Annotated in this window: 24 protein-coding genes and 3 tRNA genes; 11 read left to right on the forward strand and 16 right to left on the reverse strand. The window is 72.1% G+C overall.

What is annotated here, in order from left to right; all coding sequences use genetic code 11:
- The coding region (locus TR46_RS30460; protein ID WP_042407991.1) for an IS701 family transposase at nucleotides 1-945 on the reverse strand (945 nt) is incomplete at its 3' end.
- A 102-nt stretch (nucleotides 946-1,047) separates the two neighbouring features.
- Nucleotides 1,048-2,457 (reverse strand): hypothetical protein, encoded by a 1,410-nt coding sequence (locus tag TR46_RS38940; protein ID WP_161790227.1) that lies wholly within the window; start codon nucleotides 2,455-2,457, stop codon nucleotides 1,048-1,050.
- 317 nt (nucleotides 2,458-2,774) lie between these two features.
- Between TR46_RS38940 and TR46_RS30470 the strand changes: the two genes are divergently transcribed.
- Nucleotides 2,775-3,455, forward strand: a complete 681-nt coding sequence (locus TR46_RS30470) for a glycerophosphodiester phosphodiesterase (protein ID WP_042407890.1) — start codon at nucleotides 2,775-2,777, stop codon at nucleotides 3,453-3,455.
- 72 nt (nucleotides 3,456-3,527) lie between these two features.
- Nucleotides 3,528-3,601, forward strand: a tRNA-Asp gene (locus TR46_RS30475).
- 353 nt (nucleotides 3,602-3,954) lie between these two features.
- Here TR46_RS30475 and bldC read toward each other — a convergent pair.
- Together bldC and TR46_RS30485 are read right to left on the reverse strand one after the other, a co-directional pair.
- A complete protein-coding gene (gene bldC / locus TR46_RS30480) occupies nucleotides 3,955-4,161 on the reverse strand; it encodes a developmental transcriptional regulator BldC (RefSeq protein ID WP_003949541.1) in 207 nt (68 codons plus the stop codon).
- A 592-nt stretch (nucleotides 4,162-4,753) separates the two neighbouring features.
- Nucleotides 4,754-5,725, reverse strand: a complete 972-nt coding sequence (locus TR46_RS30485) for a DUF8083 family protein (protein WP_236655585.1) — start codon at nucleotides 5,723-5,725, stop codon at nucleotides 4,754-4,756.
- Nucleotides 5,726-5,921: 196 nt separating this feature from the next.
- On the opposite strand from TR46_RS30485, the gene TR46_RS30490 reads away from it, so the two are divergent.
- Both TR46_RS30490 and TR46_RS30495 read left to right on the forward strand, forming a co-directional pair.
- A complete protein-coding gene (locus tag TR46_RS30490) occupies nucleotides 5,922-7,070 on the forward strand; it encodes a Glu/Leu/Phe/Val dehydrogenase dimerization domain-containing protein (RefSeq protein ID WP_042407895.1) in 1,149 nt (382 codons plus the stop codon).
- A 357-nt stretch (nucleotides 7,071-7,427) separates the two neighbouring features.
- Entirely contained in the window at nucleotides 7,428-7,688 is a 261-nt protein-coding gene (locus TR46_RS30495; protein WP_042407896.1) for a DUF3073 domain-containing protein, read from the forward strand.
- A 165-nt stretch (nucleotides 7,689-7,853) separates the two neighbouring features.
- On the opposite strand, the gene purM is transcribed toward TR46_RS30495, so the two are convergent.
- The 3 genes from purM to TR46_RS30510 all read right to left on the reverse strand — a co-directional run bounded on the left by purM (nucleotide 7,854) and on the right by TR46_RS30510 (nucleotide 11,528).
- Nucleotides 7,854-8,957 carry a phosphoribosylformylglycinamidine cyclo-ligase gene (gene purM / locus TR46_RS30500; RefSeq protein WP_042407899.1) on the reverse strand — a complete coding sequence of 368 codons (1,104 nt, stop codon included), beginning with the start codon at nucleotides 8,955-8,957 and terminating at the stop codon, nucleotides 7,854-7,856.
- Between the two features lie 39 nt (nucleotides 8,958-8,996).
- Nucleotides 8,997-10,580 carry an amidophosphoribosyltransferase gene (gene purF / locus TR46_RS30505; protein ID WP_042407900.1) on the reverse strand — a complete coding sequence of 528 codons (1,584 nt, stop codon included), beginning with the start codon at nucleotides 10,578-10,580 and terminating at the stop codon, nucleotides 8,997-8,999.
- A gap of 111 nt (nucleotides 10,581-10,691) precedes the next feature.
- A complete protein-coding gene (locus tag TR46_RS30510; protein ID WP_042407902.1) occupies nucleotides 10,692-11,528 on the reverse strand; it encodes a maleylpyruvate isomerase family mycothiol-dependent enzyme in 837 nt (278 codons plus the stop codon).
- Nucleotides 11,529-11,591: 63 nt separating this feature from the next.
- Between TR46_RS30510 and TR46_RS30515 the strand changes: the two genes are divergently transcribed.
- Nucleotides 11,592-12,584 carry a DMT family transporter gene (locus TR46_RS30515; protein ID WP_084719077.1) on the forward strand — a complete coding sequence of 331 codons (993 nt, stop codon included), beginning with the start codon at nucleotides 11,592-11,594 and terminating at the stop codon, nucleotides 12,582-12,584.
- Between the two features lie 46 nt (nucleotides 12,585-12,630).
- Here TR46_RS30515 and TR46_RS30520 read toward each other — a convergent pair whose 3' ends face one another.
- The gene (locus tag TR46_RS30520; RefSeq protein ID WP_042407905.1) at nucleotides 12,631-13,227 is read right to left on the reverse strand and encodes a transglutaminase-like domain-containing protein; all 597 of its coding nucleotides are present in this window, start codon (nucleotides 13,225-13,227) and stop codon (nucleotides 12,631-12,633) included.
- A 59-nt stretch (nucleotides 13,228-13,286) separates the two neighbouring features.
- Between TR46_RS30520 and TR46_RS30525 the strand changes: the two genes are divergently transcribed.
- On the forward strand, nucleotides 13,287-13,676 hold the full coding sequence (locus tag TR46_RS30525; protein WP_042407907.1) for a MerR family transcriptional regulator: 390 nt from the start codon (nucleotides 13,287-13,289) through the stop codon (nucleotides 13,674-13,676).
- Here the strand turns inward: TR46_RS30525 and TR46_RS30530 are convergent.
- Nucleotides 13,624-14,538 (reverse strand): RNA polymerase sigma-70 factor, encoded by a 915-nt coding sequence (locus TR46_RS30530; RefSeq protein WP_042407909.1) that lies wholly within the window; start codon nucleotides 14,536-14,538, stop codon nucleotides 13,624-13,626. The two genes, TR46_RS30525 and TR46_RS30530, sit on opposite strands and share 53 nt — an antisense overlap.
- Nucleotides 14,535-15,059 (reverse strand): carboxymuconolactone decarboxylase family protein, encoded by a 525-nt coding sequence (locus TR46_RS30535; protein ID WP_052433225.1) that lies wholly within the window; start codon nucleotides 15,057-15,059, stop codon nucleotides 14,535-14,537. The genes TR46_RS30530 and TR46_RS30535 overlap by 4 nt, the downstream gene beginning before the upstream one ends.
- Before the next feature lie 120 nt (nucleotides 15,060-15,179).
- On the opposite strand from TR46_RS30535, the gene TR46_RS30540 reads away from it, so the two are divergent.
- Nucleotides 15,180-15,758: a helix-turn-helix domain-containing protein gene (locus TR46_RS30540; RefSeq protein WP_042407911.1), complete on the forward strand. Its 579-nt coding sequence runs from the start codon at nucleotides 15,180-15,182 to the stop codon at nucleotides 15,756-15,758.
- 149 nt (nucleotides 15,759-15,907) lie between these two features.
- On the opposite strand, the gene purL is transcribed toward TR46_RS30540, so the two are convergent.
- The 3 genes from purL to purS are packed head-to-tail and all read right to left on the reverse strand — an operon-like array spanning nucleotide 15,908 to nucleotide 19,106.
- Nucleotides 15,908-18,163, reverse strand: a complete 2,256-nt coding sequence (gene purL, locus TR46_RS30545) for a phosphoribosylformylglycinamidine synthase subunit PurL (protein ID WP_042407914.1) — start codon at nucleotides 18,161-18,163, stop codon at nucleotides 15,908-15,910.
- The gene (gene purQ, locus TR46_RS30550) at nucleotides 18,163-18,843 is read right to left on the reverse strand and encodes a phosphoribosylformylglycinamidine synthase subunit PurQ (protein ID WP_042407918.1); all 681 of its coding nucleotides are present in this window, start codon (nucleotides 18,841-18,843) and stop codon (nucleotides 18,163-18,165) included. Before purQ ends, purL begins: the two co-directional genes overlap by 1 nt.
- Complete coding sequence (gene purS / locus TR46_RS30555) at nucleotides 18,840-19,106, reverse strand: phosphoribosylformylglycinamidine synthase subunit PurS (RefSeq protein WP_042407920.1); 267 nt, start codon at nucleotides 19,104-19,106, stop codon at nucleotides 18,840-18,842. Before purS ends, purQ begins: the two co-directional genes overlap by 4 nt.
- Nucleotides 19,107-19,561: 455 nt before the next feature.
- Here purS and TR46_RS30560 point away from each other — a divergent pair, with 455 nt between their 5' ends.
- The 4 genes from TR46_RS30560 (at nucleotide 19,562) to TR46_RS30575 (ending at nucleotide 21,426) form a co-directional block, all read left to right on the forward strand.
- Entirely contained in the window at nucleotides 19,562-19,879 is a 318-nt protein-coding gene (locus TR46_RS30560) for a histone-like nucleoid-structuring protein Lsr2 (protein WP_042407923.1), read from the forward strand.
- A gap of 158 nt (nucleotides 19,880-20,037) precedes the next feature.
- Nucleotides 20,038-20,109 (forward strand) — tRNA-Gly (locus TR46_RS30565).
- A 113-nt stretch (nucleotides 20,110-20,222) separates the two neighbouring features.
- Nucleotides 20,223-20,298 (forward strand) — tRNA-Gly (locus tag TR46_RS30570).
- 171 nt (nucleotides 20,299-20,469) lie between these two features.
- Nucleotides 20,470-21,426, forward strand: a complete 957-nt coding sequence (locus tag TR46_RS30575; protein WP_161790228.1) for a glycoside hydrolase family 16 protein — start codon at nucleotides 20,470-20,472, stop codon at nucleotides 21,424-21,426.
- A 158-nt stretch (nucleotides 21,427-21,584) separates the two neighbouring features.
- On the opposite strand, the gene TR46_RS30580 is transcribed toward TR46_RS30575, so the two are convergent.
- The 3 genes from TR46_RS30580 to TR46_RS44680 form a co-directional block, all read right to left on the reverse strand.
- Nucleotides 21,585-22,499: a phosphoribosylaminoimidazolesuccinocarboxamide synthase gene (locus TR46_RS30580; RefSeq protein WP_042407929.1), complete on the reverse strand. Its 915-nt coding sequence runs from the start codon at nucleotides 22,497-22,499 to the stop codon at nucleotides 21,585-21,587.
- Between the two features lie 104 nt (nucleotides 22,500-22,603).
- On the reverse strand, nucleotides 22,604-24,181 hold the full coding sequence (locus tag TR46_RS30585) for a N,N-dimethylformamidase beta subunit family domain-containing protein (RefSeq protein WP_042407931.1): 1,578 nt from the start codon (nucleotides 24,179-24,181) through the stop codon (nucleotides 22,604-22,606).
- A gap of 116 nt (nucleotides 24,182-24,297) precedes the next feature.
- A partial coding sequence (locus TR46_RS44680; RefSeq protein ID WP_052433226.1) for a hypothetical protein occupies nucleotides 24,298-25,666 on the reverse strand: 1,369 nt, incomplete at its 5' end.

The raw sequence follows: 25,666 nt of genomic DNA on the forward strand, positions 1-25,666 counted from the left end.
CCACTCCGCCAGCAGCCCTACGGCCGGCAGCACCCCGTCCCAGCGCCCCTCCCGCGCCACCGCCGCCTCCCGCACCAGTCGGCGCGGGCGGGCGCCGGCCGGGCGCACCCGCAGCGCCAGGAAGCCCGTCGGCGCGCCGGGGCCGTCGACGCGGGTGTAGGCGGCCCTCCCGGCGCTCTCGGCCAGTGCCCGGACCGACCGCGGCGGCTCGCGGTAGCGCAGCAGCCCGCGCCCGCGCTCCCCCGTCGCGGCTGCGGGCCGCAGTGATCCCGGATGGGCCGTCAGTTCACCGTGGACGCCGACCAGGTGCGGTACTCCGCGGGCGGTGAGTCCGGCCCGGAAGTCGGCGCCGGTGCCGTAGGCCGAGTCCGCCACCAGCAGCGGCGGCCGCAGCCCCCAGTCGGCCAGTTCGTCCAGGACGTCGAGGACCAGCCGCCACTTCTCCCGGTGGCCGACCCCGACCGGCACCCGCGCCAGCTGCCGCCGCTCCGGGTCGTCGGCCCACTCCTGGTTCAGGAACAGCCGCCACCGCAGCGGGCAGGACGCCGCCGGGGCGACGGCGTGCACGCCGACCGCCACCTGGCAGCCGGCCCTGCGGCCCAGCCCGGCGCTGAACTGCCGGGCCACGCCCACCGACAGCCGGCCCCGTTTGGGGAAGGACACGTCCTCCACCACCCAGGCCTCCGGGCGGAGCAGCGGCAGCACCCGCTCGGCGATCCGCCGCTGCACCGGGGCCGGGTCCCACGGCGAACGGTTCACGAAGTAGCGCAGGTTCCGCGGCGCGGCGTGGCCGGCCCCGCCGTCCAGCACCAGCCGCTCCAGCCACCCCGCCGCTCTGGCCCGCTGGTCGCGGCGCCGCACCGACCCCAATACATCCGCCGCATACGCCGCCAGCGCGTCCGCCGTCCCGGCCGCCGCAGCGTCCCCGCCCCGAGGAGTCCCCATCCGACCACGGTGCGCCACCGCCCGGCATTCCGGAAGACGGCGGAACGCACCGCAGGGCAGCCGCCGTGAAAGGCGGCTGCCCTGCGGATCAGTGATTCGGGATCAGTAGGTCAGGTAGTACCCGAACACGTCGACCACCAGGTTGTTGGGCGTGTTGCAGACGTTCCAGAAGTCGATGTTGCCGGTCTGGCTGCCCGGGGTGGCCTGGACCAGGTTCGGCACCGTCTGGTTCTTCGTGAAGTTCAGCGTGGAGACGGCGGGGAGCGAGGTCGGCGGTGTCGTGGGCTCGGGCGTCACCGCGAGGTAGCCCGGCCCCGTGGCCCCGGGGATCGTCGCGTTGTAGACCAAGGCCGTCGGCAGCGGCGCCGTCCCGTTCTTCGTGAGCTCCAGGCTGAGGCCGCCAAAGGCGGCCAGCGGCTGCTCGGTGCGGGTGTCCACCACCCGGGTGGGGTCGGTCGCCAGGAAGGCGCTCGTACTGCCGGTGCTGTAGTAGCCCGCGATGTCCACGACGGCGTCGACGCCCAGCCCCGGACCGTTGGCGATGCGGATCTTGCCGTCGGTACCGACGGGCACGACGACCGCGTTGGCAACGGTCACCCCCGCCGGGAAGTTCACGTTGGACGTCGCCGGCAGCTTGCTGCCGTCCGGGTACGTGGTCAGGTAGCCGGCCGACTTGTTACCGGTCGCGGTGACGTTCAGTGCCACCGCGGTGACGCCGGCGGGGACGCCGGCCTTGCCCGCGATCTGGACCGCGATGGAACCCGTGGCGGGGATCTGCGCCTTGGCCGCGCCGGTGCCGTTCCGGGTGTCCACCAGCCGGGACGGCGGGATCGGGGTGTAGCCGCTGGCCGCGGCCTGGCTGAAGTAGCCGTCGATGTCCGCGATCAGGTCGACGGTCCCCCTGCCGCCGTTGTAGAAGTCGACGTAACCGTCGGCGCCCACGGGGACGAAGGACAGGTTGGCCACCGTCTGGTTGGCCGTGAAGTTCACGTTGGAGGCGAGCGGGTGGGTGGAGCCGTCGGGGTAGGCCGTGATGTACCCGGCGGCGCTGCCGTGGGTGACGGTGAGGTTGAGCACCGCGGCGACGGCGTCCGCCGAGATGCCGCCGTTGCCGCCGATCTTCAGCCTGATCGAGGTGTTGGGCTTGAGCGTGGTCTTGTTGGTGCGGGTGTCCAGCAGCCGGGTGGGGCCGTAGGCGGTGTAGTCCGAACCGTCCGGTGCGACGCTTCCGGACGCGGTCGCCGTCTGGGACCCGTCGGTCACGGTGATGCTGTAGGTGTGGACACCCAGCTTGGCGAAGGTGTGCCGGATGGTCACCGTGCCGTCGCCGGGCTCCGTGGTCGTGGTGGCGTCCTGGACGCCGTCCCAGCTGGCGCTCACGGTCACACCGCCGGCGCTGCCGGTGACGGCGACGTCGAATGCGACGCCGTAGGCGTTTCCGGCATCGGTCTGGGTGGCGGTGAACGCCAGGGCGGAGGCGGCGGTTCGGGCACCGGCAGCGCGCGAGCTCACCACGGTGTGGGAGGCGCCGCTGATGGTCGTCGAGGAGAGAACCGCCGGCTTCGGCAGCTGGACGGCCTGCTGCGAGACGGCGGGGTGGGGGGTCGAACCAGCCGCGTGGGCCGTACCGGGAATTGCGAGGGCTCCGGCTGCGCAGGTGGCAGCAAGGGCTATGAGGCGGCGACGAGACACCGTACTCCCAGGGGTTCTTGAGTGTGATGGATCAGTGTGGAGCGCGCTCACAGTACACACACCCACTGACAGGCCGGAGCCCGGTCACCTGTTGTCCGATTCGCCCGCGAACCGGGGGCAGGAGCACACTCCGTCCCATGACACTTCTGGTCGCGCACCGCGGCGATCCGCTGCTGCTGCGGGAGAACACCCTGCCCTCCCTGGCGTCCGCGATCGGGCTCGGGGCGGACTGGGTCGAGATCGACGTGAGGCTGACCCGGGACGGGGTGCCGGTGCTGCTGCACGACGAGACGCTGACCCGGCTGTGGGGGCACCAGTTGCGGGTGGACGCGCTCAGCCACGCCGAGCTGGACGGGTTGTCGCACGACGGCGGCTGGCGGATCCCGACGCTGCGTCAGGCACTGGAGCTCGCCGCCGACAGCGGGGTCCCGCTGATGGTGGACGTCCCGGCGCCGTCCGAGGCGCGGGTGTCGGTGGAGCTGGTGCGGTCGATGGGGCTGCTCGGCGGCTGCGTCTTCACCGGCGTGCCGGCCGCGCTGGTGGACGTAAGGGCGGCGGCGCCGGAGGTGGCCATCGCCATGAGCTGGGAGTCGCTGCTGCCGCCGCGCGCGGGGCTGCTGCGCCGGGTGCGGCCGCAGTACTTCAATCCGCACCACCGGCTGCTCACCCGGGCCCGGGTGGCCCGGATCCAGCGCCGGGGCCTGAAGGTGAGCACCTGGACCGTGGACGACCCGCTGCGGATGGCGGCGCTGGCCGACGCCGGGGTGGACGCGATCATCTCCAACGACATCCGGGCGCTGCAGTCGGCCTGCGCCTGACCGGGCCACCACCTGCGGTTAGACCGCACCCCCCGGGATGGAGTATGGTCTGGGAGTCGAACAGCACAGCCTGGCCTCGTGGAGCAGTTGGTTAGCTCGCCACCCTGTCAAGGTGGAGGTCGCGGGTTCAAGTCCCGTCGAGGTCGCACACACGGTCAGCCCGAATCCAACCGGATTCGGGCTGATCTGCGTTCCGGGGGCGTAGCGGGGACGCTCCGGGGTCGTCCCGGGGGCGGCGGTCGGTTCACTCGGGCCTACAATCGATACTGCTGTGACGCAGGTCACTCATATTTTCTTGAGATGCTCTCACCCGGACACTTCACCGGCGGGCATCAATTTTATATGTACAATTGCACCGCCCAAAAAGCCCCTGCTGACCAGCAAAAAGAAGCCGCACCGAACCCGGCGGAGTTCGGTGCGGCTTCTTCTGCATTGCAGGTCCTGCAAGATCCCGAATTACTGCGTGCCGTCGCAGAAATCGAGGGTGGTGCTACGGGCCTCAGGCCTCGCTGCGCTGCTGCGGAATGCCCGCCAACAGGGCGCGGACCTCCGCCTCACGGTAGCGGCGGTGCCCACCGAGCGTACGGATCGACGTGAGCTTGCCGGCCTTGGCCCAGCGAGTGACCGTCTTGGGGTCAACGCGGAACATGGTGGCAACCTCAGCCGGCGTCAGCAGCGGTTCGGCGTCAGGGGTACGAGCGGTCATGAGCGGCCTCCTCGGGAGAACCGAACCAACGCGGTTCTTTCCTTCAAATTCTGCACCTTGGTCTGCGATGCCCGAAATGGCATGCGCCGACCGAGTCGGTAATAGGACGAACGGCATGTCCTCGGCACTACAACTACACCATCCGTCCAACACCGACGGCCAAACCATCGGAATTGACCCTCGTGGGTTCAAGCTCGACGGATGACCACGGACCATGCCATAGCGGACAGTCACCCTTTAGTGACCATCAGTCATGACATGACCAGACCCCCCGCGTCCCCCGCGAAGTCTCTCGATCCTCCGCAGATCTCCACAGGTTGTGGACGCTTTGATCTGCGGTGAGGCTGGTTGTCCTATTTTGACACCCTGAGAGTACTTCGCGTCAACGGTGAGTCACGTCACGTTCGTGGGGTATTGACCCGATCCAGGACGTTGGTCCCATGTGGGCGGGAGATAAGCCCCCGTGTGACGTATGAGGGAAGGATGCCATGCGTCCCCTGGAGTGGTCTGGTCCATCCATGGCGTGAACTGTCGTGGCGGAACTCCGCCAGGAACGGCCCGGCGGGGCCGGACGGAACCGGCTGAGGCGCCGTCAGTTCGCGTACTGCAGTTCCTGGACCCGGCGCCAGCGCTCGGTCAGGGCCCGGTAGGAGCGGCCCGCCCTGGCCCCGTCGCCCTCGCGCAGGGCCGCTATCCCCTCGGCGACCTCCTCGACCGAGCGGTCCCCCGCGAGGCCCTCCTCGGGGATGACGTCCACCAGGCCGCCGTAGTCCAGTTCCACCAGCGAACGGGGGTGGAACTCCTCCAGCCAGCGGCCGACCTCCTCGACCCCGGCGACCATCGGCCCCTCGTCCAGGGTGTCCCGGAGCACCCGGAATCCACGCGCGACTCTTCTGCGCGCCTGCGCCATCGGCGTCCGGTAGCGCATCACCGGCGCAGTACGCCGCTTCACGCCCCCTGAATCGCCGCCCGCGCCCTCCCCGGACCCGCCGCCCTCCCCGGCTGCCCCCTCCTCGGACGCCGCCGCTTCGGTCCCCGCCTCACCGGCCTCCCAGCGGCCCGGCTCGAACTCCCGGTCCTCGGCGCCGAACAGCAGGAACCAGCGCACCGGCACGTTCCAGGTCTCGGTGAGGATCCACGGCCGCCCGTCCGGGTTCTGCGCCCGCCAGCGGTCCCAGTCCGCCTCCGCCCGCTCCCGCACCCCGGCCGGCATCGCCGCGTCCAGCAGCGGGGCCGGGAGCAGCTCCTGGAGCTCTTCCAGGGCCATCCAGCTGCGCAGCCGGGTGCGCCAAGGGCAGAGGTACACCACGCCGTCCACCTCGTGCACGAACGCCTCCCGGCTCTCCTGCTCCGGGACGGCCACCGGCGGCACCGCGATCAGGCCGGCCAGCCGCCGGCGCTCCTCCTCCAGCGCGGTCGCCCCGGCCACTGCGGCCGGCCCGCGCCGGGCCGCGGCATAGCCCTGCCAGTAGGACCGCTCGGGCTCCCGGAAGGCAGCCAGCGGCTCGTACACGCGCAAGTAGGCGGCGTAGGGGGGTCGCACCGAGGTCCGCAAGGTAGGCACGTCCCGCATCGTCGCACGGCGGGCCGCAGCAGTCCTACGCTTCTGGGGCCATCGCTGAATTCCGGCGGGGCTCGGGACGCCTGGCACGGCCGCTCGCCGCGTTGGCCGCCCCGAGCTGATCCCGCCGGAATTCAGCGATGGCCCCACAACGCCCGCACCACAGCAGCGGGCGCCATCCGACAATGGAGTCACCACCGTGACCGATGTCAGTGAGCGTTCCGGCGTACTGCGCCGGATCTTCGCCTCCGAGCAGGAAGCGGCCCCCGGCGACAGCCACGAGCAGGTCGTCCTGTGCCACGACCGCGACAGCGGCCTCAAGGCCGTCATCGCCATCCACTCCACCGCCCTGGGACCGGCCCTCGGCGGCACCCGGTTCCACCCCTACGCCTCCGAGGAGGAGGCGGTCCAGGACGCCCTGAACCTGGCCCGGGGGATGTCCTACAAGAACGCCCTGGCCGGCCTGGACCACGGCGGCGGCAAGGCCGTCATCATCGGCGACCCGGCCCCCCGCGCCGAGGGCGGCGACAAGAGCGAGGCGCTGCTGCGCGCCTACGGCCGCTTCGTCCAGTCCCTCGGCGGGCGCTACGTCACCGCCTGCGACGTCGGCACCTATGTCGCGGACATGGACGTGGTCGCCCGCGAGTGCGACTACGTGACCGGCCGCTCGCCCGAGCACGGCGGCGCCGGGGACTCCTCCGTGCTGACCGCCTTCGGCGTGTTCCAGGGCATGCGCGCCTCGGCCCAGCACCGCTGGGGCAGCCCCTCGCTGGAGGGCCGCCGGGTCGGCGTGGCCGGCATCGGCAAGGTCGGCCACCACCTGGTCCGGCACCTGGTCGAGGAGGGCGCCCACGTGGTGGTCACCGACGTCCGCGCGGGCGCCGTCGACCGGGTCCGCGCCGACCACCCCGGGGTGGAGCCGGCCGCCGACACCGCCGCCCTGATCCGAGCCGACCTGGACGTCTACGCCCCCTGCGCGCTCGGCGGCGCGCTGAACGACACCACCGTCCCGGTGCTCACCGCCGGGATCGTCTGCGGCGCGGCCAACAACCAACTGGCCCACCCCGGCGTCGAGAAGGACCTCGCCGACCGCGGGATCCTCTACGCGCCCGACTACGTGGTGAACGCGGGCGGAGTGATCCAGGTCGCCGACGAGATCGACGGCTTCGTGTTCGAGCGGGCCCGGGCGAAGGCTGCGAAGATCTTCGACACCACTCTGGAGATCTTCGACCGGGCCCGGGCCGACGGGGTGCCCCCGGCGGTCTCCGCCGACCGGCTCGCGGAGCGCCGGATGGCCGACGTCGGCCGGCTCCGCTCGATCCTGCTCACCTCGCCCCGGAAGCGGTAGCCCCGGCAGCCGTGACCGCAGGAGTGGTTCGGGACAAGAACGGCATTCTCACCTGACAGGGCCGTCCGAGGGATACGGACCGCCCCGACGGGGGACAACCGTCCTGGAGCGGCCCCTTCCGGCGCTCCGGGACGAGTCCTGCGAAAGCCACCCATTCCTGCCCTGACCTGCATCGATATGGTCACAACCCGAGCCGGGGTGCGGCATGTCGCACGGGCGGCGTACCGTACGGCGCTGGAAGCAGGTACCGTTATTGCTCTAAGGACCGACCCTCTCACTCCGGCGAGGGGTCGTTCCTCATCATGAACGCGTGTCAAGACTCGGGGCCATGAGCCCCGTCGTTGAGGGGGTCGAGCCATGGGGCGCGGCCGGGCCAAGGCCAAGCAGACAAAGGTCGCCCGCCAGCTGAAGTACGGCGACGTGGGTTTCGACCCGTCACGTCTGGCCAACGAGCTGGGCGCATCGCCAACGAGGGAACCGGTGAATCCGGAGCCCCTTGATGACGATGAGGATGACGACGACGATCCGTACGCCACGTACGCACAGCTGTACAACGGCGAGGACGACGACGAAGAAGAGGACGAGCCAGCGGGCCGCCAGGTCCGCAAACACGCTTGACCTCTTCGAGCCGACCGAAGAGCCGATCCGGTGCCGACCGGGTCGGCCCTTCGGCGTATCCGCGGGCGGTGACGCCGTGCGACGGCTGAGCGTGCCGCCCCGGCCGGGTCGAGCTGGACGGGGGCGCCGCCGCGACCGGCCGCGCCCCTCGTGCAGCCAACTGTCCTACTCCGCGTACGCGCCGTACAGGGCCGCACCGCCGTCGGACCACTCGCCGCCGCGCTCGACGATGTCGCCCAGCGGCCAGGCCTCGACGTCGCGGTCGGCCAGGATGGCCAGCACCGCGTCCACCGACTCCGGCGGGACCACGGCGACCATGCCGATGCCCATGTTCAGGGTCTTCTCGATCTCCAGCGTCTCCATCCGGCCGACCTGGGCCACGGTCCGGAACACCGGCAGCGGCGTCCAGGTGCCCCGGTCCAGCCGGGCGTGCAGGCCCTCCGGGATCACCCGGGCCAGGTTGGCGGCCAGGCCGCCCCCGGTGACGTGCGAGAAGGCGTGGATCTCGGTGGCGCGGGTGAGCGCCAGGCAGTCCAGCGAGTAGATCCGGGTCGGCTCCAGCAGCTCCTCGCCGAGGGTCCGGCCGAACTCCTCGACCCGGCGGTCCAGCTTCCAGCCGGCCTGGTTCAGCAGCACGTGCCGGACCAGCGAGTAGCCGTTGGAGTGCAGCCCGGAGGCGGCCATGGCGATGACCACGTCGCCGGACCGCACCCGGTCCGCGCCCAGCAGGGCGCCGGCCTCGACCACGCCGGTGCCGGCCCCGGCCACGTCGTACTCGTCCGGGCCGAGCAGCCCGGGGTGCTCGGCGGTCTCGCCGCCGACCAGGGCGCAGCCGGCCAGCACGCAGCCCTCGGCGATGCCCTTGACGATCTGGGCGACCCGCTCCGGGTGGACCTTGCCGACGCAGATGTAGTCGGTCATGAACAGCGGCTCGGCGCCGCAGACCACCAGGTCGTCCACGACCATGCCGACCAGGTCGTGCCCGATGGTGTCGTGCTTGTCCATGGCGGCGGCCAGGGCGACCTTGGTGCCCACGCCGTCGGTCGCGGAGGCGAGCAGCGGGCGCTCGTACCGCTTCAGGGCGCTCGCGTCGAACAGCCCGGCGAAGCCGCCGAGGCCGCCGACCACCTCGGGCCTGGTGGCCTTGCCGACCCACTGCTTCATCAGCTCGACGGCGAGGTCGCCGTTCTCGATGGAGACTCCGGCCGCGGCGTAGGTGGCGCCGCCGCCAGGGCCTGCGCCGGGCGTGGGAGGGGTCTGGTCGCTCACAGGAACGGCCCTTTCAGGGGTGGGGGTGCAACAACAGGCTCAGGGGCGGCGCAGGGCGTCGGCGGCGCCGATGCCGCCGAGCATGGACTGCACGCCGTCGGCGTCGCTGCGGTTCTTCCCGGCGTTGCGCACGCCGGGCGCGCGGCCTGCCGAGGCGATCTCCGCCTCCAGCAGGTGCTTGCCGAGCAGTTCCGGGTCGGGCAGCTCCATCGGGTACTCGCCGTCGAAGCAGGCGCAGCAGAGCCGCTCCTTGGGCTGGTCGGTCGCCTCGACCATGCCCTCGGTGCTGATGAAGGCGAGCGAGTCGGCGCCCAGCGAGGCGCCGATCTCGTCCACCGACAGGCCGTTCGCTATCAACTCGGCCCGGGTGGCGAAGTCGATGCCGAAGAAGCAGGGCCACTTGATCGGCGGCGAGGAGATCCGGATGTGCACCTCGGCCGCGCCGGCCTCGCGCAGCATCCGGACCAGGGCGCGCTGGGTGTTGCCGCGGACGATCGAGTCGTCCACGACGACCAGGCGCTTGCCCTTGATGACGTCCTTCAGCGGGTTCAGCTTCAGCCGGATGCCGAGCTGCCGAATGGTCTGGTTGGGCTGGATGAAGGTGCGCCCGACGTAGGCGTTCTTCACCAGGCCCGAGCCGTAGGGGATGCCGCTGGCCTCGGCGTAGCCGATGGCGGCCGGGGTGCCCGACTCCGGAGTCGCTATCACCAGGTCGGCCTCGGCCGGGGCCTCCTTGGCGAGGCGGCGGCCCATCTCGACCCGGGACAGGTGGACGTTGCGGCCGGCGATGGTGGTGTCCGGGCGGGCCAGGTACACGTACTCGAAGACGCAGCCCTTGGGCTTCGCCTCGGCGAAGCGGGAGCTGCGCAGGCCGTTCTCGTCGACGGCGATCAGCTCGCCCGGCTCGACCTCGCGGATGAACGAGGCGCCGACGATGTCCAGCGCCGCGGTCTCGGAGGCGATCACCCAGCCGCGTTCCAGCCGGCCCAGCACCAGCGGGCGGATGCCCTGCGGGTCGCGGGCGGCGTAGAGGGTCTGCTCGTCCATGAAGACCAGCGAGAAGGCGCCCTTGACCCTGGGCAGGACCTGCCGGGCGGTCTCCTCGATGGACAGGTCCGGGTGGCCCGCCAGCAGGGCGGTCACCAGGTCGGTGTCGTTGGTGACCGCGGAGCGGCCGGAGCGGGAGACGTGCTGCTCGCCGGGGAGCTGCGCGACCATCTCGGCCAGCTCGGCGGTGTTGACCAGGTTGCCGTTGTGGCCGAGGGCCAGCGAGCCCTGGGCGGTGGCCCGGAAGGTGGGCTGGGCGTTCTCCCACACCGAGGAGCCGGTGGTGGAGTACCTGGCGTGGCCGACGGCGATGTGGCCGAGCAGCGAGCCGAGGGAGGTCTCGTCGAAGACCTGGGAGACCAGGCCCATGTCCTTGTAGACCAGGATCTGGGAGCCGTTGCTCACTGCGATGCCCGCGGACTCCTGTCCGCGGTGCTGCAGGGCGTACAGCCCGAAGTACGTGAGTTTGGCGACCTCTTCACCGGGGGCCCAGACACCGAAGACGCCGCAGGCGTCCTGGGGGCCCTTCTCGCCGGGAAGGAGGTCATGGCTGAGTCGTCCGTCACCGCGTGGCACGCCTCCGAGTCTAGGGCAGTCCGGCGGTACCGGCTGAACGGGGGACGGACGCAGGTCGCGCCCGGGTCACGCAGCGGATCGCTGACGCGCGTAGATATCGGGCGAATCGGATCATCCCATCACTGGGAGTAGTGAAGAAAGATCACTGCGCTCGCCCGAGGCCGTGAGTTGCGCCACGTCCAGCAGCTCGGCCCAGGAGGCCCGGCCGGTGGCCAGCCGGATCCAGGGCAGCGGAGCGGTCTCGACCACATTGGGCGGGGTGCCCCGGGTGTGGCGCGGGCCCTCGACGCACTGCACCACGGCGAACGGGGGGATCCGCAGCTCGACCGAGCCGCCGGGGGCGGCGGCGGCCAGCGAGTCGGCGAGCAGGCGGGTGGTGGCGGCCAGCGCCTGGCGGTCGGGCGGGATCCCGGTGCCGAGGGCGTCGGCGAGGTCGTCGCCGTGGACGACGGTCTCCAGCAGCCGGGTGACCAGGTAGTCGGAGAGCAGTATCGGTCCGTAGCGGGTGGGCAGCGCCAGGCCGGGGGCGTGCTCCTCGGCGAGCGTCCTGAGCAGCAGGTCCGCGGCCCGGTCGAACTCGGCGGCGACCTGCTGCGGACTGCCGCCGAAGGCGTCGGCCGCGTACGCGCGGACACCCTGGTCGATCACGGTCGCGGCACTGCGGGCGCCGAGCACCCAGCCGGTCAGCGACAACTGCTCGGCGCCGCGCGGGATGTCGGCGCCCAGGTTCTTCGGGACCCAGTCCAGGACGTAGCCGAGGTGCGCCACAAGCTCGCGCACCCGCCACTCGCCGAGCCGGGTGGGCCGCGCCAGCAGGGCGTCGGCGTCGGCGGCCGTGCACAGGCTGTGGACGGCGCCGCGCAGCACCTCCGTCTGGGCGGCCAGTGCCGCCCGCGTCCTGGCCGGGTCGTAGCTGCGGGGACGGGGCTTGCGTTCGGCTGGCGGCATGTCAGCGAGAGTAGGCACGAATCCCGCTTGCCGCCAGGACGTCGGGGCGGCGACGCTGCTGGCATGACCACCGAACCAGCCGCCCCGACCAGCACCGGCCCGTCCCCGGGCGCCGTCCCGCCCGCGGGCACGGCCGCGACCGCAGCCGTGGCGCCGACCGCGCCGGGCTCCGCCCGCAAGCAGGCGCTGCTGGCCTCGGCCGCCGCCGGGACCACGGTGGTGCTGTGGGCCTCCGCCTTCGTCGGCATCCGCGCGGCGGGGCGGGCCTTGGAGCCCGGGCCGCTGGCGCTGGCGCGGCTGCTGGTCGGCAGCCTGGTGCTCGGGGCGATCGTCGCGGTCCGGCGCGACCCCTTCCCGGCGCGCCGGGACCTGCCGGGGATCGTGGCCTGCGGGGTGCTGTGGTTCGGCATCTACAACGTGGCCCTGAACGCCGCCGAGCGGCTGGTGGACGCCGGGACGGCGGCCATGCTGGTGGGCGTGGGGCCGATTCTGATGGCCCTGCTGGCCGGACTGCTGCTCAAGGAGGGCTTCCCCCGGCCGTTGATGCTGGGGATGCTGCTCTCCTTCGGGGGCCTGGTGGTCATCGGCCTGTCGTCCTCCGGCGGCAATGGCGGCTCAGTCGGCTGGGGCGCGCTGCTGTGCTTCGCCGCAGCGCTGGCGTACGCCACCGCCGTGGTGATCCAGAAGCCGCTGCTGGCCCGGGTGTCGGCACTCCAGATCACCTTCCTGGCCTGCACCGTGGGCGCCGTCGCCTGCCTGCCGTTCGCCCCCGCCCTGGTCCGCGAGGCGGGGCGGGCACACGCCTCCCCGGTCGCCTGGGCCGTCTACCTCGGCGCGCTGCCTACCGCCGTCGCCTTCACCACCTGGGCCTACGCCCTGGCCCGCACCAGCGCGGGCCGTCTCGGCGTGACCACCTACCTGGTCCCGCCGATCTCGGTGCTGCTGGGCTGGCTGGTCCTCGGCGAGGTCCCCGGCTGGATCGCCCTGGTGGGCGGCGTGCTGTGCCTGGCGGGCGTGGCGGTGTCCCGGCTCAGGTTCGGCCGGGGCACGGGCTGACGCCACGGGCTGACCGCACAGGCTGACCGCACGGACTGACGCAGGATCAGACAGCGTCGGGGAGGTAGTAGCCGTAGCCGGTCCGATTCGGCTCGGCGGCCTGGAGGCCCTTGAGCAGCGCGGGCGGGGTGGTGGGGTGGACGGTGGGGTAGTCGACCTCGTCCAGGGCCGGGTCGACCGGGAAGGCCGGATGCTCGTCGGCCGGGTCGGTGCTGAAGCGGGCGGCCGCGCCCGGCGTTCCGCCGCGGGCGTCGAGCCGTACCCAGCGTCCCTCCAGCAGCACGGCGTTGAGGCCGTGCACGACGAAGCCGCCGGGTACGTCGTCGGCCAGCCGCTGGTAGCAGAGGCCGGCCGGGATGCCGTTGGCGCGGAGCAGGGCGGCGAACAGGTGCGCCTTCCCGTGGCAGATCGCGTTGCCCTCGGCCAGCACGTCCGAGGCGACGTAGGCGGCGCTCCAGTCGCCGAGATCCCGGGAGTGCGGCAGCTGCTCCAGGACGAAGTCGAAGGTCGCCCTTGCCGTGGCCACCTCGCCTGCGGCAGAACGCAGTTCGGCGGCCTTGGCCAGCAGGGCCGGATGGGTGTGGTCGATCACGGCGTCAGCGGCGAGGTAGTCGCCGGGGGCGACGGCAAGGGGGGCGATCATCCGATCACCGTACCCAAACCACTTGACCCGGAGCGGACTCCAGGTGCTTCGCTTGCTCCATGACGGACTTCCTCTCCCCCGGCCAGGTCGTGGAACGCAGCGGCTTCAGCCTGGACACGCTGAGGTACTACGAACGGATCGGACTGCTCGACCGGGTCGAGCGCGGCCCCGGCGGGCGGCGCCGCTACGCCGGTGAGGACCTGGAGTGGCTGGGGGTGCTCCGCTGCCTGCGCGACACCGGGATGCCGATCGCGCAGATGCGCCGGTACGCCGAGCTGGCCCGGGAGGGCGACGGCACCATCGCGGAGCGGATGGCGCTGCTGATCGAGCACGACGAGCAGGTCGAGCGCACCGTCGCCGACCTGCGCGGTCAGCAGGCCCATCTGAAGCAGAAGATCAGCTGGTACCGGACCCAGCTCCCGGGGCCGGAGGCGGCGTCGGAGCGGTGACCGTGACCCCCCGGAGCTTGTCCGGGTTGCGGACCAGCCGGATTCCGCAGATCCCGTTCTCGTCCAGCTCCAGGATGCAGACGCTGTCGGGCTCCCCGGCGGAGGTCACCAGCAGACCCGGCTGACCGTTGACGTCCACGCTCCGGACGCCGAAGTCCAGGATCCGGCCGGTCATGATGCCGAGGATCCAACGGGCCGCCTTGTCGGCTCCGACGATGGGGCGCAGCGCCGCGCGGATCTTGCCACCGCCGTCGGACCACACCGTGACGTCCGGGGCCAGCAGCTCCATCATCCGGTTGAGGTCGCCGCCGAGGCAGGCGGCCAGGAACTCGTCGGTGGCCTTCCTGCGCACCTCGGCCGGGGCGTCGTAGCGCGGGCGGCGGGCCTGGACGTGGGAGCGGGCCCGGCTGCCGACCTGGCGCACCGAGGCCTCGGTGCGGTCGAGCATCCCGGCGATCTCGGCGTAGGGGAAGCCGAAGACCTCCTTGAGGATGAACACGGCCCGCTCCAGCGGCGAGAGCGACTCCAGCACCACCAGCATGGCCATCGAGACGGCCTCGGCCTGCTCCACCTCGCCGCTGGTGTCCGGCGCGGTCACCAGCGGCTCCGGCAGCCAGGGGCCGACATAGGACTCGCGCTGCACCGAGGCCGACTTGAGCCGGTTGAGCGAGAGGTTGGTAACGGTACGGGCCAGGTACGCCTTGGGTTCGGCGACTCCCGTCGGATCGACCCGGCTCCAACTGAGCCACGCGTCCTGGAGGATGTCCTCGGCGTCGGCCGCACTGCCGAGCATCCGGTAGGCGATGCCGAACAGCACCGGTCGGTGCTGCTGGAACGGCGTGAGGGAGTCACTGGTCGTCACGCCTGGGAAACTACCCGACCGATCGGGATCCTGCAGCGGTCCCTGCGGTGGTCCCTGCAGTGGCCTTTGCGGTTGCCCCTATGGAGGGACCGCCCCAGCAGCCCGAAGACGGTGTCCGTCCGGGAGCGCAGGTTCTGCACCCCGATGACCGCAGTGAGTTCGACGAAGGCGGCCTCGCCCAGGTCGGCCAGCAGGCACTGCGCCATCTCCTCGGTGACCGCGGGGACGGTCTCGGTCATCGCCTCGGCGTACTCCATCACCAGCAGTTCCAGGTCGGTGTAGAGGTCGGTGCGGTCCCGCCAGAAGGGGACGTTGCGGAGCTTGACGGTGGGAACGCCCTTCTCGTGGCCTGCCCGGCGGGCGGCGTCCAGGCAGCAGGAGCAGCCGACCCGGGCCTCGACCGCGAGCACCGCGAGCGACCTGAGGGCCGGGTCGAGAACCTGGTTGTAAACGCGCCGGGAGTACCACTCGCCGACGCGGAGCAGGACGGTGCGCGGCGGGGTGAGCGGGATACGGGCCATGGCTGGCTGCCTCCTTGGATCGCGGTGTCCAGAGGTAGGACAGATCAGACGGGCCGAATGTGACAGCGGCGGGCCGGCCGCCGTCGGCAGGGCTTGCGGTTCGGACATACGGTGTTGCCCATGACGCAAAACGACGGCGAGCTGGACAGCCTGGTACGCAGACGGATCCGCGCCCTGCGGGTGGCGCAGGGCCTGTCGCTGGAGGAGCTGGCCGCCCGGGCCAGGCTCAGCCAGTCGACGCTCAGCCGCATCGAGAACGGGCAGCGGCGGCTGGCCCTGGACAGCCTGGTCACCCTTGCCCGCGCCCTGGACACCAGCCTCGACCAGCTCGTGGAGACCGCGGCCGACGATGTCGTCTCCAACCCGGTCGTCGACGGCGCCCACGGCATGATGCGCTGGACCGTCAAGGCCGACCCGGGCATGACCGTGATCCGGCAGCGGCTGACCGAGCCGCCCCCGGACAACCCCGCCCGGATGCGCGCCCACCCGGGCCACGAATGGCTCGTCGTCCTCTCCGGCACCGCGATCCTGCTGCTGGGCAACCGCCGGCTGCGGATCGAGACCAACCAGGCCGTGGAGTTCCCCACGATGCTGCCGCACGCCATGGGCGCGGAGGGCGGCCCGTGCGAGACCCTGGGCATCTTCGACCGAGATGCGCGCCGCGGGCACCAGCGCGGGGCGGGCGCGGCCCAGCGCTGATTTCCAGGTGCGGCGTGTGCCCGGCTTGCGCGCAGTCCCCCGCGCCCCCAACGGGGCTGCAACGTGCCCACAGTGGTTCAGTTGCAGCCCCATAGGGGCGCGGGGAACTGCGCGACCGACCGGGCACACGCCGCACCCGACAAACCTGCTCAGCCGATCAGGGCCTCGATCGTGCCCGTGTGGGCCTCGCGGAGCTCGGCCAGCGGGAGCGTGAACTGGCCCTGGACCTCGATGATTTCGCCGTCGACGACCCCGATCCGGGTGGCCGGGAGGCCCCGCACCCCGCACATCTCGGTGAAGCGGAGCTCCTCGCTGCGCGGGACGGAGACGATCGCGCGTCCGGCCGACTCGGAGAAGAGGAAGACGAACGGGTCCAGGCCCTCCGGGACGACCAGGCGGGCGCCCCTGCCGCCGCGCAGGCAGCTCTCGGTGAGGGCCTGGATCAGGCCGCCGTCGGACAGGTCGTGCGCCGCGTCGACCATGCCGTCGCGGGAGCCGGAGATCAGGATCTCGGCGAGCAGCCGCTCCCGCTCCAGGTCCAGCCTGGGCGGCAGGCCGCCGAGGTGGTCGTGGGCGACCTGGGTCCAGGCCGACCCGCCCAGCTCGTCCGCGGTGTCGCCGAGCAGGTAGACCAGCTGGCCCTCCTCCGCGAAGGCCATCGGCGTACGGCGGTTGACGTCGTCGATCACACCGAGCACGGCGACCACCGGGGTCGGGTGGATGGCGACGTCCCCGGTCTGGTTGTAGAGCGAGACATTGCCGCCGGTCACCGGGGTGCCCAGGGTCAGGCAGGCGTCGGCGAGACCGCGGGTGGCCTCGGCGAACTGCCACATCACGTCCGGGTCCTCGGGGGAGCCGAAGTTGAGGCAGTCCGAGACGGCCAGCGGCTTGGCGCCGGTCGCGGCGACATTGCGGTACGCCTCGGCCAGCGCCAGCTGCGCGCCGGTGTACGGGTCCAGCTTGGCGTAGCGGCCGTTGCCGTCGGTGGCGATGGCGACGCCGAGGTCGGACTCCTCGTCGACGCGGATCATGCCCGAGTCCTCGGGGGTGGCCAGCACGGTGTTGCCGAGGACGAAGCGGTCGTACTGCGAGGTGATCCAGGACTTGTCGGCCTGGTTCGGCGAGCCGACCAGCTGCAGGACCGCGGCGCGGAGTTCGTCCCCGTCGGCCGGGCGCTTCAGCCGCTCCGCGGTGGGAGCGTCGGCCTGCAGCGCGTCCTGCCAGGAGGGGCGGGCGAAGGGGCGGTTCAGCACCGGGCCGTCGTGGGCGACGGTACGCGGTAGCACGTCGACGATCTGCTCGCCGTGCCAGAAGATCTCCAGCCGGTCGCCGTCGGTGACCTCACCGATGACGGTCGCGATCACGTCCCACTTCTCGCAGATCTCCAGGAAGCGGTCGACCTTGTCCGGCTCGACGATGGCGCACATGCGCTCCTGCGACTCGCTCATGAGGATCTCCTCGGGCGAGAGCGTGTTGTCGCGCAGCGGGACGTTGTCCAGCTCGACCCGCATGCCGCCGGAGCCGCCGGAGGCGAGCTCGCTGGTGGCGCAGGAGAGACCGGCGGCGCCGAAGTCCTGGATGCCGGCGACCAGCTTCTCCCGGAAGATCTCCAGGGTGCACTCGATCAGCAGCTTCTCCTGGAACGGGTCGCCGACCTGGACCGCCGGGCGCTTCGACGGCTTGGTGCCGTCGAAGGTCTCCGAGGCGAGGATGGAGGCGCCGCCGATGCCGTCGCCGCCGGTGCGGGCGCCGTAGAGGACGACCTTGTTGCCCGGGCCCGAGGCCTGGGCGAGGTGGATGTCCTCGTGCCGCATCACGCCCACGCAGAGCGCGTTGACCAGCGGGTTGCCCTGGTAGCAGGGGTCGAAGACGACCTCGCCGCCGATGTTGGGCAGGCCCAGGCAGTTGCCGTAGCCGCCGATGCCGGCGACGATCCCGGGCAGCACCCGGCGGGTGTCGGGGTGGTCCGGGGCGCCGAAGCGCAGCGGGTCCATCACCGCGACCGGGCGGGCGCCCATCGCCAGGATGTCGCGGACGATGCCGCCGATGCCGGTGGCCGCGCCCTGGTAGGGCTCGACGTACGACGGGTGGTTGTGCGACTCGATCTTGAAGGTGACCGCGATGCCCTGGCCGACGTCGACCACGCCGGCGTTCTCGCCGATGCCGACCAGCAGGGCGTCGGTCACCGGCTTCTTGTCGCCGAACTGCTTGAGGTGGACCTTGCTCGACTTGTAGGAGCAGTGCTCGGACCACATCACCGAGTACATGGCCAGCTCGGCGCCGGTGGGGCGGCGGCCCAGGATCTCGCGGATCCGCGCGTACTCGTCGGGCTTCAGGCCCAGTGCGGCCCAGGGCTGCTCGGCGTCGGGGGTCTGTTCGGCGTTCTTGACGGTGTCGAGAGTCATCAGGCGTTCACCAGGCGCTTCAGGATCGAAGTGAAGAAAGCGAGGCCGTCGGTGCCGCCGGTGCCGATCAGCGGCTCGACCGCGTGCTCCGGGTGCGGCATCAGGCCGACGACGTTGCCGGCGGCGTTGGTGATGCCGGCGATGTCGTTGATCGAGCCGTTGGGGTTGACGTCCAGGTAGCGGAACGCGACCCGGCCCTCGGCCTCCAGCTCGTCGATGGTCCGCGGGTCGGCGGTGAAGCGGCCCTCGCCGTTCTTCAGCGGGACGGAGATCTCCTGGCCGGGGGTGTAGTCGACGGTCCAGGCGGTGTCGACGTTCTCGACCCGGAGTCTCTGGTCGCGGCAGACGAAGTGCAGGCTCTCGTTGCGCAGCATGGCGCCGGGCAGCAGGTGCGACTCGGTCAGCACCTGGAAGCCGTTGCAGATCCCGAGGACCGGGAGGCCGCCCCTGGCCTGCTCGATGATGGTCTCCATCACCGGCGAGAACCGGGAGATAGCACCGCAGCGCAGGTAGTCGCCGTAGGAGAAGCCGCCGGGCAGAACCACGGCGTCGACCTGGTGCAGGTCCTTGTCGCGGTGCCACAGGGCGACCGGCTCGGCGCCGGCCAGGCGTACGGCGCGCTGGGCGTCGCGGTCGTCGAGCGAGCCGGGGAAGGTGACGACGCCGATGCGAGCGGTCACGCCGCACCACCGGCAGAGGAAGGCTCCACCCTCACGGTGAAGTCCTCGATCACGGTGTTGGCGAGGAAGGTCTCGGCTGCTTCGCGGATGCGGGCGAGGGCGGCGTCGTCCACCGGCCCCTCCAGCTCCAGCTCGAATCGCTTGCCCTGGCGGACGTCCGCGATCCCGGCGAAGCCCAGACGCGGCAGCGCGCGCTGCACCGCCTGGCCCTGGGGGTCGAGGATCTCCGGCTTGAGCATGACGTCGACAACGACGCGTGCCACGGGTACTCCCGGTGAGTGGTGGTGCGGGGGGAGTCCCCACTCTACTGGGGCGGAGCGGCGGTCTTGGATGATCGCCCGGTCGGACGCGCGTAGAACGGCATCTTCGTGCGGAGGTTCACACAAACTCCTACCGACCGGTAGGCGCGGATAGCGCGCCGCAATTTTCCTCATTCGCCACATTCAGCCTTGCATTACCAGCCCCGCCGAGAGCCCGTCCAGAGGTTTCGGCAAGGTATCGGCAAGGTCTCGAACCGACACGGAATAGGGGGCAGAAAAACTTGCCTCTTCGATTTTGGGACACTTTAGGGGCAGAATGGCGGGCACCGGCCGCCGCTTCGGCGCGCGCTCGGTGGGCAAGCGGCGCACCCGGCCTCGCGACCTCCCGAAATGTACCTCCGACCTGCGGGTTTCAGGCGCCGCCAGCGCGGCGTGGAAATCCGAGAGGATTGGCATCCATGGCTCAGCGCGTAGTGGTAACCCTCTCTGACGACATCGACGGCGGGGCGGCCGAGGAAACCGTCCACTTCGCCGTCGACGGGAAGTCGTACGAGATCGACCTGTCTGCCCGAAACGCGGAAAAGCTGCGGAAGGCGCTGGCTCCGTATGTAGCGGCCGGCCGCAAGCAGAGCCGGACCGGCAAGGCCCTCCGCCGGACCGAGGTCGCACCGGACCCGGCGACGGTCCGCGCCTGGGCGCAGTCCCGCGGCATCGACCTGCCCGCGCGCGGACGGCTGCCGAAGCACGTCTACGAGGCGTTCGCCGAGGCGAGCTGAGCCGATCGGCATCGGGTCCGAGCAAACCGGACTTTTCTTGACCTAACGGTCAAACCGCCCACCCTCGTGGATCAGCCGGTGATCCATGGGCTAGTGTTCTCCTCAGCGGAACACGCCGGAGACGGAAGCCGAAAAGGCCAGGTCAACGGGGTGGGCTCGCAGGTGTAGCTCAGTAGTAGAGCGCTCCCCTTCCAGGGGAGAGGCACAGTGTGCGATCCCTGTCACCTGCTCAACTCGACGGTCCGAAAGGCTGGCGCGACCAGCCGAAAGGATCAGGTAGAGTAGAGCTCGCCGGAACGGGCCGGAGGCCAGTAGGCCCGAGGAACGAGAAGGCGAACACCATGCGGACGTGGCTCAGTTGGTAGAGCATCACCTTGCCAAGGTGAGGGTCGCGGGTTCGAATCCCGTCGTCCGCTCCATGAAGTAAGCAGAGGGCGCACTCGTCAGAGTGCGCCCTCTGGCGTTGTCCCGGCTGGTTCCGGAGCGGGCCGGAGTGGCCGGGTGGTGCACGACCTTGTCGCGGCAGCCGCAGTGGGAGATGCTGTGGCTGATAACTGACGGTGCACCAGTTCGATGTCGGGGGGCATGCGGTGACTCGGTTCAAGCTGCACTGGATCGGCATCGTGGGTCTGCTGGCCACCACTGCGGCCTGTGGCACGCTCAGCCGGGGCAGCGCGGCACCGTCCCCGGTGGCCACCCCGAGCGGCGTGCTCGCCCCGTCCTCGCCGGGCGGCACGGCCACCGCACCGTCCTCCGGGGGTGCCGCTTCGGCCACGCCCGCGCCGACCGCCGCCACCACCGCCTCCCCGGCCGCGCTGCGGCTGACGCCCAGCGCCCCGGGACCGTGGAAGCAGGCCTTGGCCGACGACTTCAACGGCCCGACCCTGGACGGCGACCGCTGGACCACCTGCTACGACTGGAACAGCGGCGGCTGCACCAACGCCGGCAACCACGAGGCGCAGTGGTACACCTCCGATCAGGTGTCGCAATCCGGGGGCGCGCTGCTGCTCTCGGCGAAGCGGCGCTGGACCCAGGGCAGCAACGGCCACGACTACCCGTGGACCTCGGGGATGGTCTCCACCGGACGGGACTCCTGGAACGCCCCCGTCCGTGCCGCCTTCACCTACGGCTACTTCGCCGCGGCCATCCGAATACCCGCCGGCCAGGGCATGTTCCCCAGCTTCTGGCTGATGCCGTCCTCGCGGACCGCCCCGCCGGAGATCGACGTCATGGAGGGCATCCAGTCCACCACCGCCATGGAGATGAACGTGCACTGGGCGGACGCCGCCGGTGTGGACCGGCACGCCGCGCACCGCTACGGCTCGGTGGACTACTCGGCCGGCTACCACGTGTTCGCGGTGGACTGGGAGCCGGATTCGCTCACCTGGTACATCGACGGAGTGGCCCGCTACCGGGTCACCGCGCACATCCCGCAGGTCCCGATGGAGGTCCTGCTCAACCTGGCCGTCGGCTACCCCGAGGCGCCGCCGGCCTCGGTGGACTCCGCCCGGATGTCGGTCGACTGGGTCAGGGTCTGGCAGCACTGAGGTCCGGCAGCACTGAGGTCCGGCAGCACTGAGGCTCGGCAGCACTGAGCTCCGGCGGCTCCGTTCAGGCCCGGCGCGGGCCGGGCTCGGGCCCGGGCCCGGGCCCGGGTCCGGGTCCGGGCCCGGGTCCGGGGCGGACGGTCACACCCAGGGCGGGGTCACACCCAGGACTGGCCGGTGAGGCGCTCGTAGGCCTCGACGTACTTGGCCCGGCTGTCGGCGACGACCTGCTCGGGCAGGGCCGGCGGCGGCAGCTCCGAGGCGGGGTCCCAGCCGGAGGCCGGCGAGGCCAGCCAGTCGCGGATGAACTGCTTGTCGAAGGAGCGCTGGGCCCGGCCCGGCTCCCACTCGTCGGCCGGCCAGAACCGCGAGGAGTCCGGGGTCAGCACCTCGTCGCCGAGCACCAGCGTGCTGCTGCCGTGCTCCCCGTCGGCCAGGCCGAACTCGAACTTGGTGTCGGCCAGGATGATGCCCCGGTCCCTGGCGATGTCCCGGGCCCGCCCGTAGACGGCCAGAGTGGTCTGCCGCAGCTGGGCCGCGACCTCGGCGCCGACCCGGCGGGCGACCTCCTCGTAGGGCACGTTCTCGTCGTGGTCGCCGACCTCGGCCTTGAGCGCGGGGGTGAAGATCGGGGCGGGCAGCTCGGAGCCGTCCTCGAGACCGGCGGGCAGGGCGATGCCGCAGGCCGTCTGGTACTGGAGGTACTCCTTGAGGCCGGAGCCGGTGAGGTAGCCACGGGCCACGCACTCGACCGGCAGCATCTCCAGGCTGCGGCAGACCAGGGTGCGGCCCTCCCAGTCCGCCGGGGCGCCGACCGGGACCTCGGTCGAGATCACATGGTTGGGCACCAGGTCGGCCAGCCGGTCGAACCACCACAGCGACAGCTGGGTGAGGATGCGGCCCTTGTCGGGGATGTCCGTGGGCAGCACCCAGTCGAAGGCCGAGGTCCGGTCGCTGGCGACCATCACCAGCTCGCCCGCGTCATTACGGTAGAGCTCACGCACCTTGCCGGTGTGCAGGTGAATCAGGCCGGGCACCTGCACCGGCTCGGGCTTCTCGACGAATCCGCTCAAGACATGTCCCTCAGTGAAGTGAAACCAGGGGTGGACCCCGAGTGTTTCACACAGGCTTCCCCGGGCGGTGTCCGCTTGCCTCCGGGCCGCCGGGGCCGGGCCGGTCAGTGGACCTTGCAGATGCGGTCCAGCAGGTTCGCTGTGGCGCGCTGGACCCGTTCGTCGGTGTGACCGGGCCGGTCCAGCGCCGGGGACCAGGCGAAAGTTCCGCTGGCGAAGACATAGGCGCCGCCCGGGGCCCGGTACAGCGAGGTCTCCTGGTGCTGCACCGCCCCCCTGGCGTCCCGGTACGGGGAGTGGGCCAGCAGGGTGCGCTCGCTGTGCGAGGGCAGCGGCACCCGGGGGAAGTAGTGGTCCGCCTCCCCCGCGACCAGCCCGGGCAGCCGGTCCTCGTCGCGCAGCCCGGTCCCCTCCCAGATCCAGTGGTCGGTGTTGCGGACCACCATCGGCGCGGGTTCGGGGACCCGGCCGCTGTACTGAATGCCCATCAGCAGCTGCTCCGGTGCACCCTGGTCGCGCCAGAGCGCGGTGGGGGCGGCGCCGGCCGAACCGTCCGCAGGGCGGCGGCGCTTCCGGCAGGTGAGCAGCCGGTCCGGTTCGCCGTTCATCCCCGGGTCGAGCTCGACCTTCCAGTACATGCTGTTGGCGCTGAGGAAGACCAGCGAGGTTCCGCCGTCCCTGGCCCGCTCCACCGAGCGGCGCATCGGGGCCGACCAGTACTCGTCGTGGCCGGGGAAGACCAGCCCGCGGTAGCGGCCCGGGTCGATCCGGCCCGCGTGCAGGTCGGTGGCGTTGGCGTAGGCCAGGTCGTAGCCGTAGCGCTCGGCCCAGCGGATGAAGTCGTAGGCGTGGCCGACGTGCAGCGGCAGCCCCGCCCCCGCGTAGGGGCGGTCGAAGGACACCGTGGTGGCGGCCTCCTCCTCGCCCAGCAGCTCGCCCTTCTCGTTCCAGGCGTGGTAGAGGCTGGCGCCGGTCCGGCCGTCCTCGGGGTAGAGGTTGTAGGCCTGCCAGGTCACGTCGGGGAGCAGCAGCAGGAGGTCGGCTGCGAAGGGAGGTCCGGAGCGAAGCTCCTCGTCATAAGGGTGGTGGTGGGCGAGGGGCAGGCCCCGGACCGTGAACGGGATGTGGCTGCGGTGCCGGTGGTCGGCGGTGGTGAGCACCGCGACATAGGCGCCGGGGCTCCAGTGCGCGGGGATCTGCAGCCGCCAGGACATCCACCAGTGGTGGCAGGAGACGGTCCGCCCGGCGACCAGCGGGGCGGGCTGGACCAGCCCGGAGATCCGCGGGCTCGCCGCGCAGTGCCGCGCCCCGGCCCCGCCGTAGTGGCCGATCCGGTAGACGTCGACGGTGAACTCGCGGGCTGTGCTGACGCTGACCCGCAGGTCCAGCGAGCCGCCCAGGTCGGCGGCGGCCGCGGCGAAGCCCTTGAGCTGGCCGCCGACGTCGTCCGAGGGCCGCGGCCGGCCCAGGGCCGGGCGCGGGTCGGCGCCGGGCGGGCGGCGGGCCCGCGGCAGCTGGCCCTCGGCCTGGCCCAGGTCGACGTACCAGGGCACCAGCAGGCCGGTGTCGTCGAAGTACTGGTCCGCGCCCCGGAGCCAGGGCAGCGGGCCCTGGCCGAACGGGTCCGTGGCCCCGTGCGCGAGCGCCCCCGACTCCCAGCGACGGCTCTGCTCCGCAGCCACGCGCCCCTCCCCTGATAGCGGTGGCGAGGTGACGCATCGTCACGGAATGCGTTCGTCAGCTCACCACCCGTGTACTTCATCGTACGTGCTGACGAGTGCTCCGGGCAGACGGGCCGTCAGGGCAGTCTCACCGGCTTCTCCACCCGGACCCCGATCGCGGTGAGCCAGGCCCACAGCGGTTCGCCGTCGCCGTGCTCCACCGCCAGCGCGACCGGCACGGCGAGGTCCGTCCGGCGGACGCCGTCCACCAGCAGCACCGGTCCGTCCAGCCAGTCCAGGCCGGCCGCGGCGGCGCCGCTGCCGACGGCGACGCAGCAGACCAGCGCGCCGAGGTGCTCCCCGAGCAGGTCCCGGCCGGTGCGGGGCGGCTGCAGCTGCAGTGCGGGCTGCTGCCCGGGTCCGGCGGCGGCCGCCCGGAGCCGACGGCTGGTCAGCGCCCCGGCGAGGTCGTCGGCGGCGCCGTCCTCGCGCAGCCGGACCAGCAGTTCGCTGATGGCGCGCGCCGAGGGGCGCGCGGAGGAGTGCGCTGAGGAGCGGGCGTCGTCTCCGGCCGGGTCCGCGCCCCGGCCCGCAGCCTGCTCGGTGCCCCGGTCCGCATCCCGGTACGTGTCCTGGTCCGCGTCCCGGTCCGCGTCCTCCGTGAGGCCGGCCACGGCCAGCAGGTCCTCGGCGCGTGACCGCCAGACCCGTTCGACCACGTCCTGGGGGTAGTCCTGCCAGTCGACCGGGGACCAGCGGGCCGGTGCGGAGGGTCCGGCGGGGGGGCCGGCCTGGGGCCCGGCAGGGAGTCCGGCCGCGGTGCCGGCCTGGGGGCCGCCGTGGAACAGCCTGGCGGCCAGCAGTGACACCGCCTCGTCGATCCGGCCCGGCTCCTCCAGCAGGTCGCAGGCCGGGCGCTCGCCGAGCCGGGTCTCGAACCCGTCGGCGAGCCGGTCCCGCCGGGACAGCTCGGTCAGCGCGGAGACCACGCCCGCGTCCAGCCGTCCCGGCCAGCGGCCTATCTGCCAGGCGGGCAGCGCGACCCGGGTCAGCAGCCGGTCCCAGCCCGCGTAGGCCAGGCCGACCTGCTCCTGGGCGGCGATCCGCAGCCCGTAGTCCACCTGCCTGGCCTGCTCGGAGGCCCAGCCGGCGACGGCCCGCTCCATCTCGGCGGCGTGGCCCCGGCAGCGCCGGAGCAGCAGTGCCGAGACCCGGCCGAGCAGCGCCGCGGCCGGGCGCTGCCAGGCCGGGGCGGCGCCGCGGTCCGCGGCGACGCCGAGGGCGGCGTCCAGGGCCCGGACGAAGCGGCGGGCGGCGGCGATGTCCGGGTCGGCCGAGCAGGCGGTGCCGGCCACCACCGGCGCCAGCAGGGCGCGGAGCTCGGCGACCCGCATCCACCACATGAACGGGGAGCCGATCACCAGGGTGGGCGCGGGCGGGGCCGCCGCCTCCCGGCCGAGGGCGTCGCCGCCCGCGGCGCTGGGCGCCGGCGGGGCGGGGGGGGCG

Origin of the sequence: Streptacidiphilus carbonis (assembly GCF_000787775.1) — a bacterium.
GTDB lineage: Bacteria > Actinomycetota > Actinomycetes > Streptomycetales > Streptomycetaceae > Streptacidiphilus > Streptacidiphilus carbonis.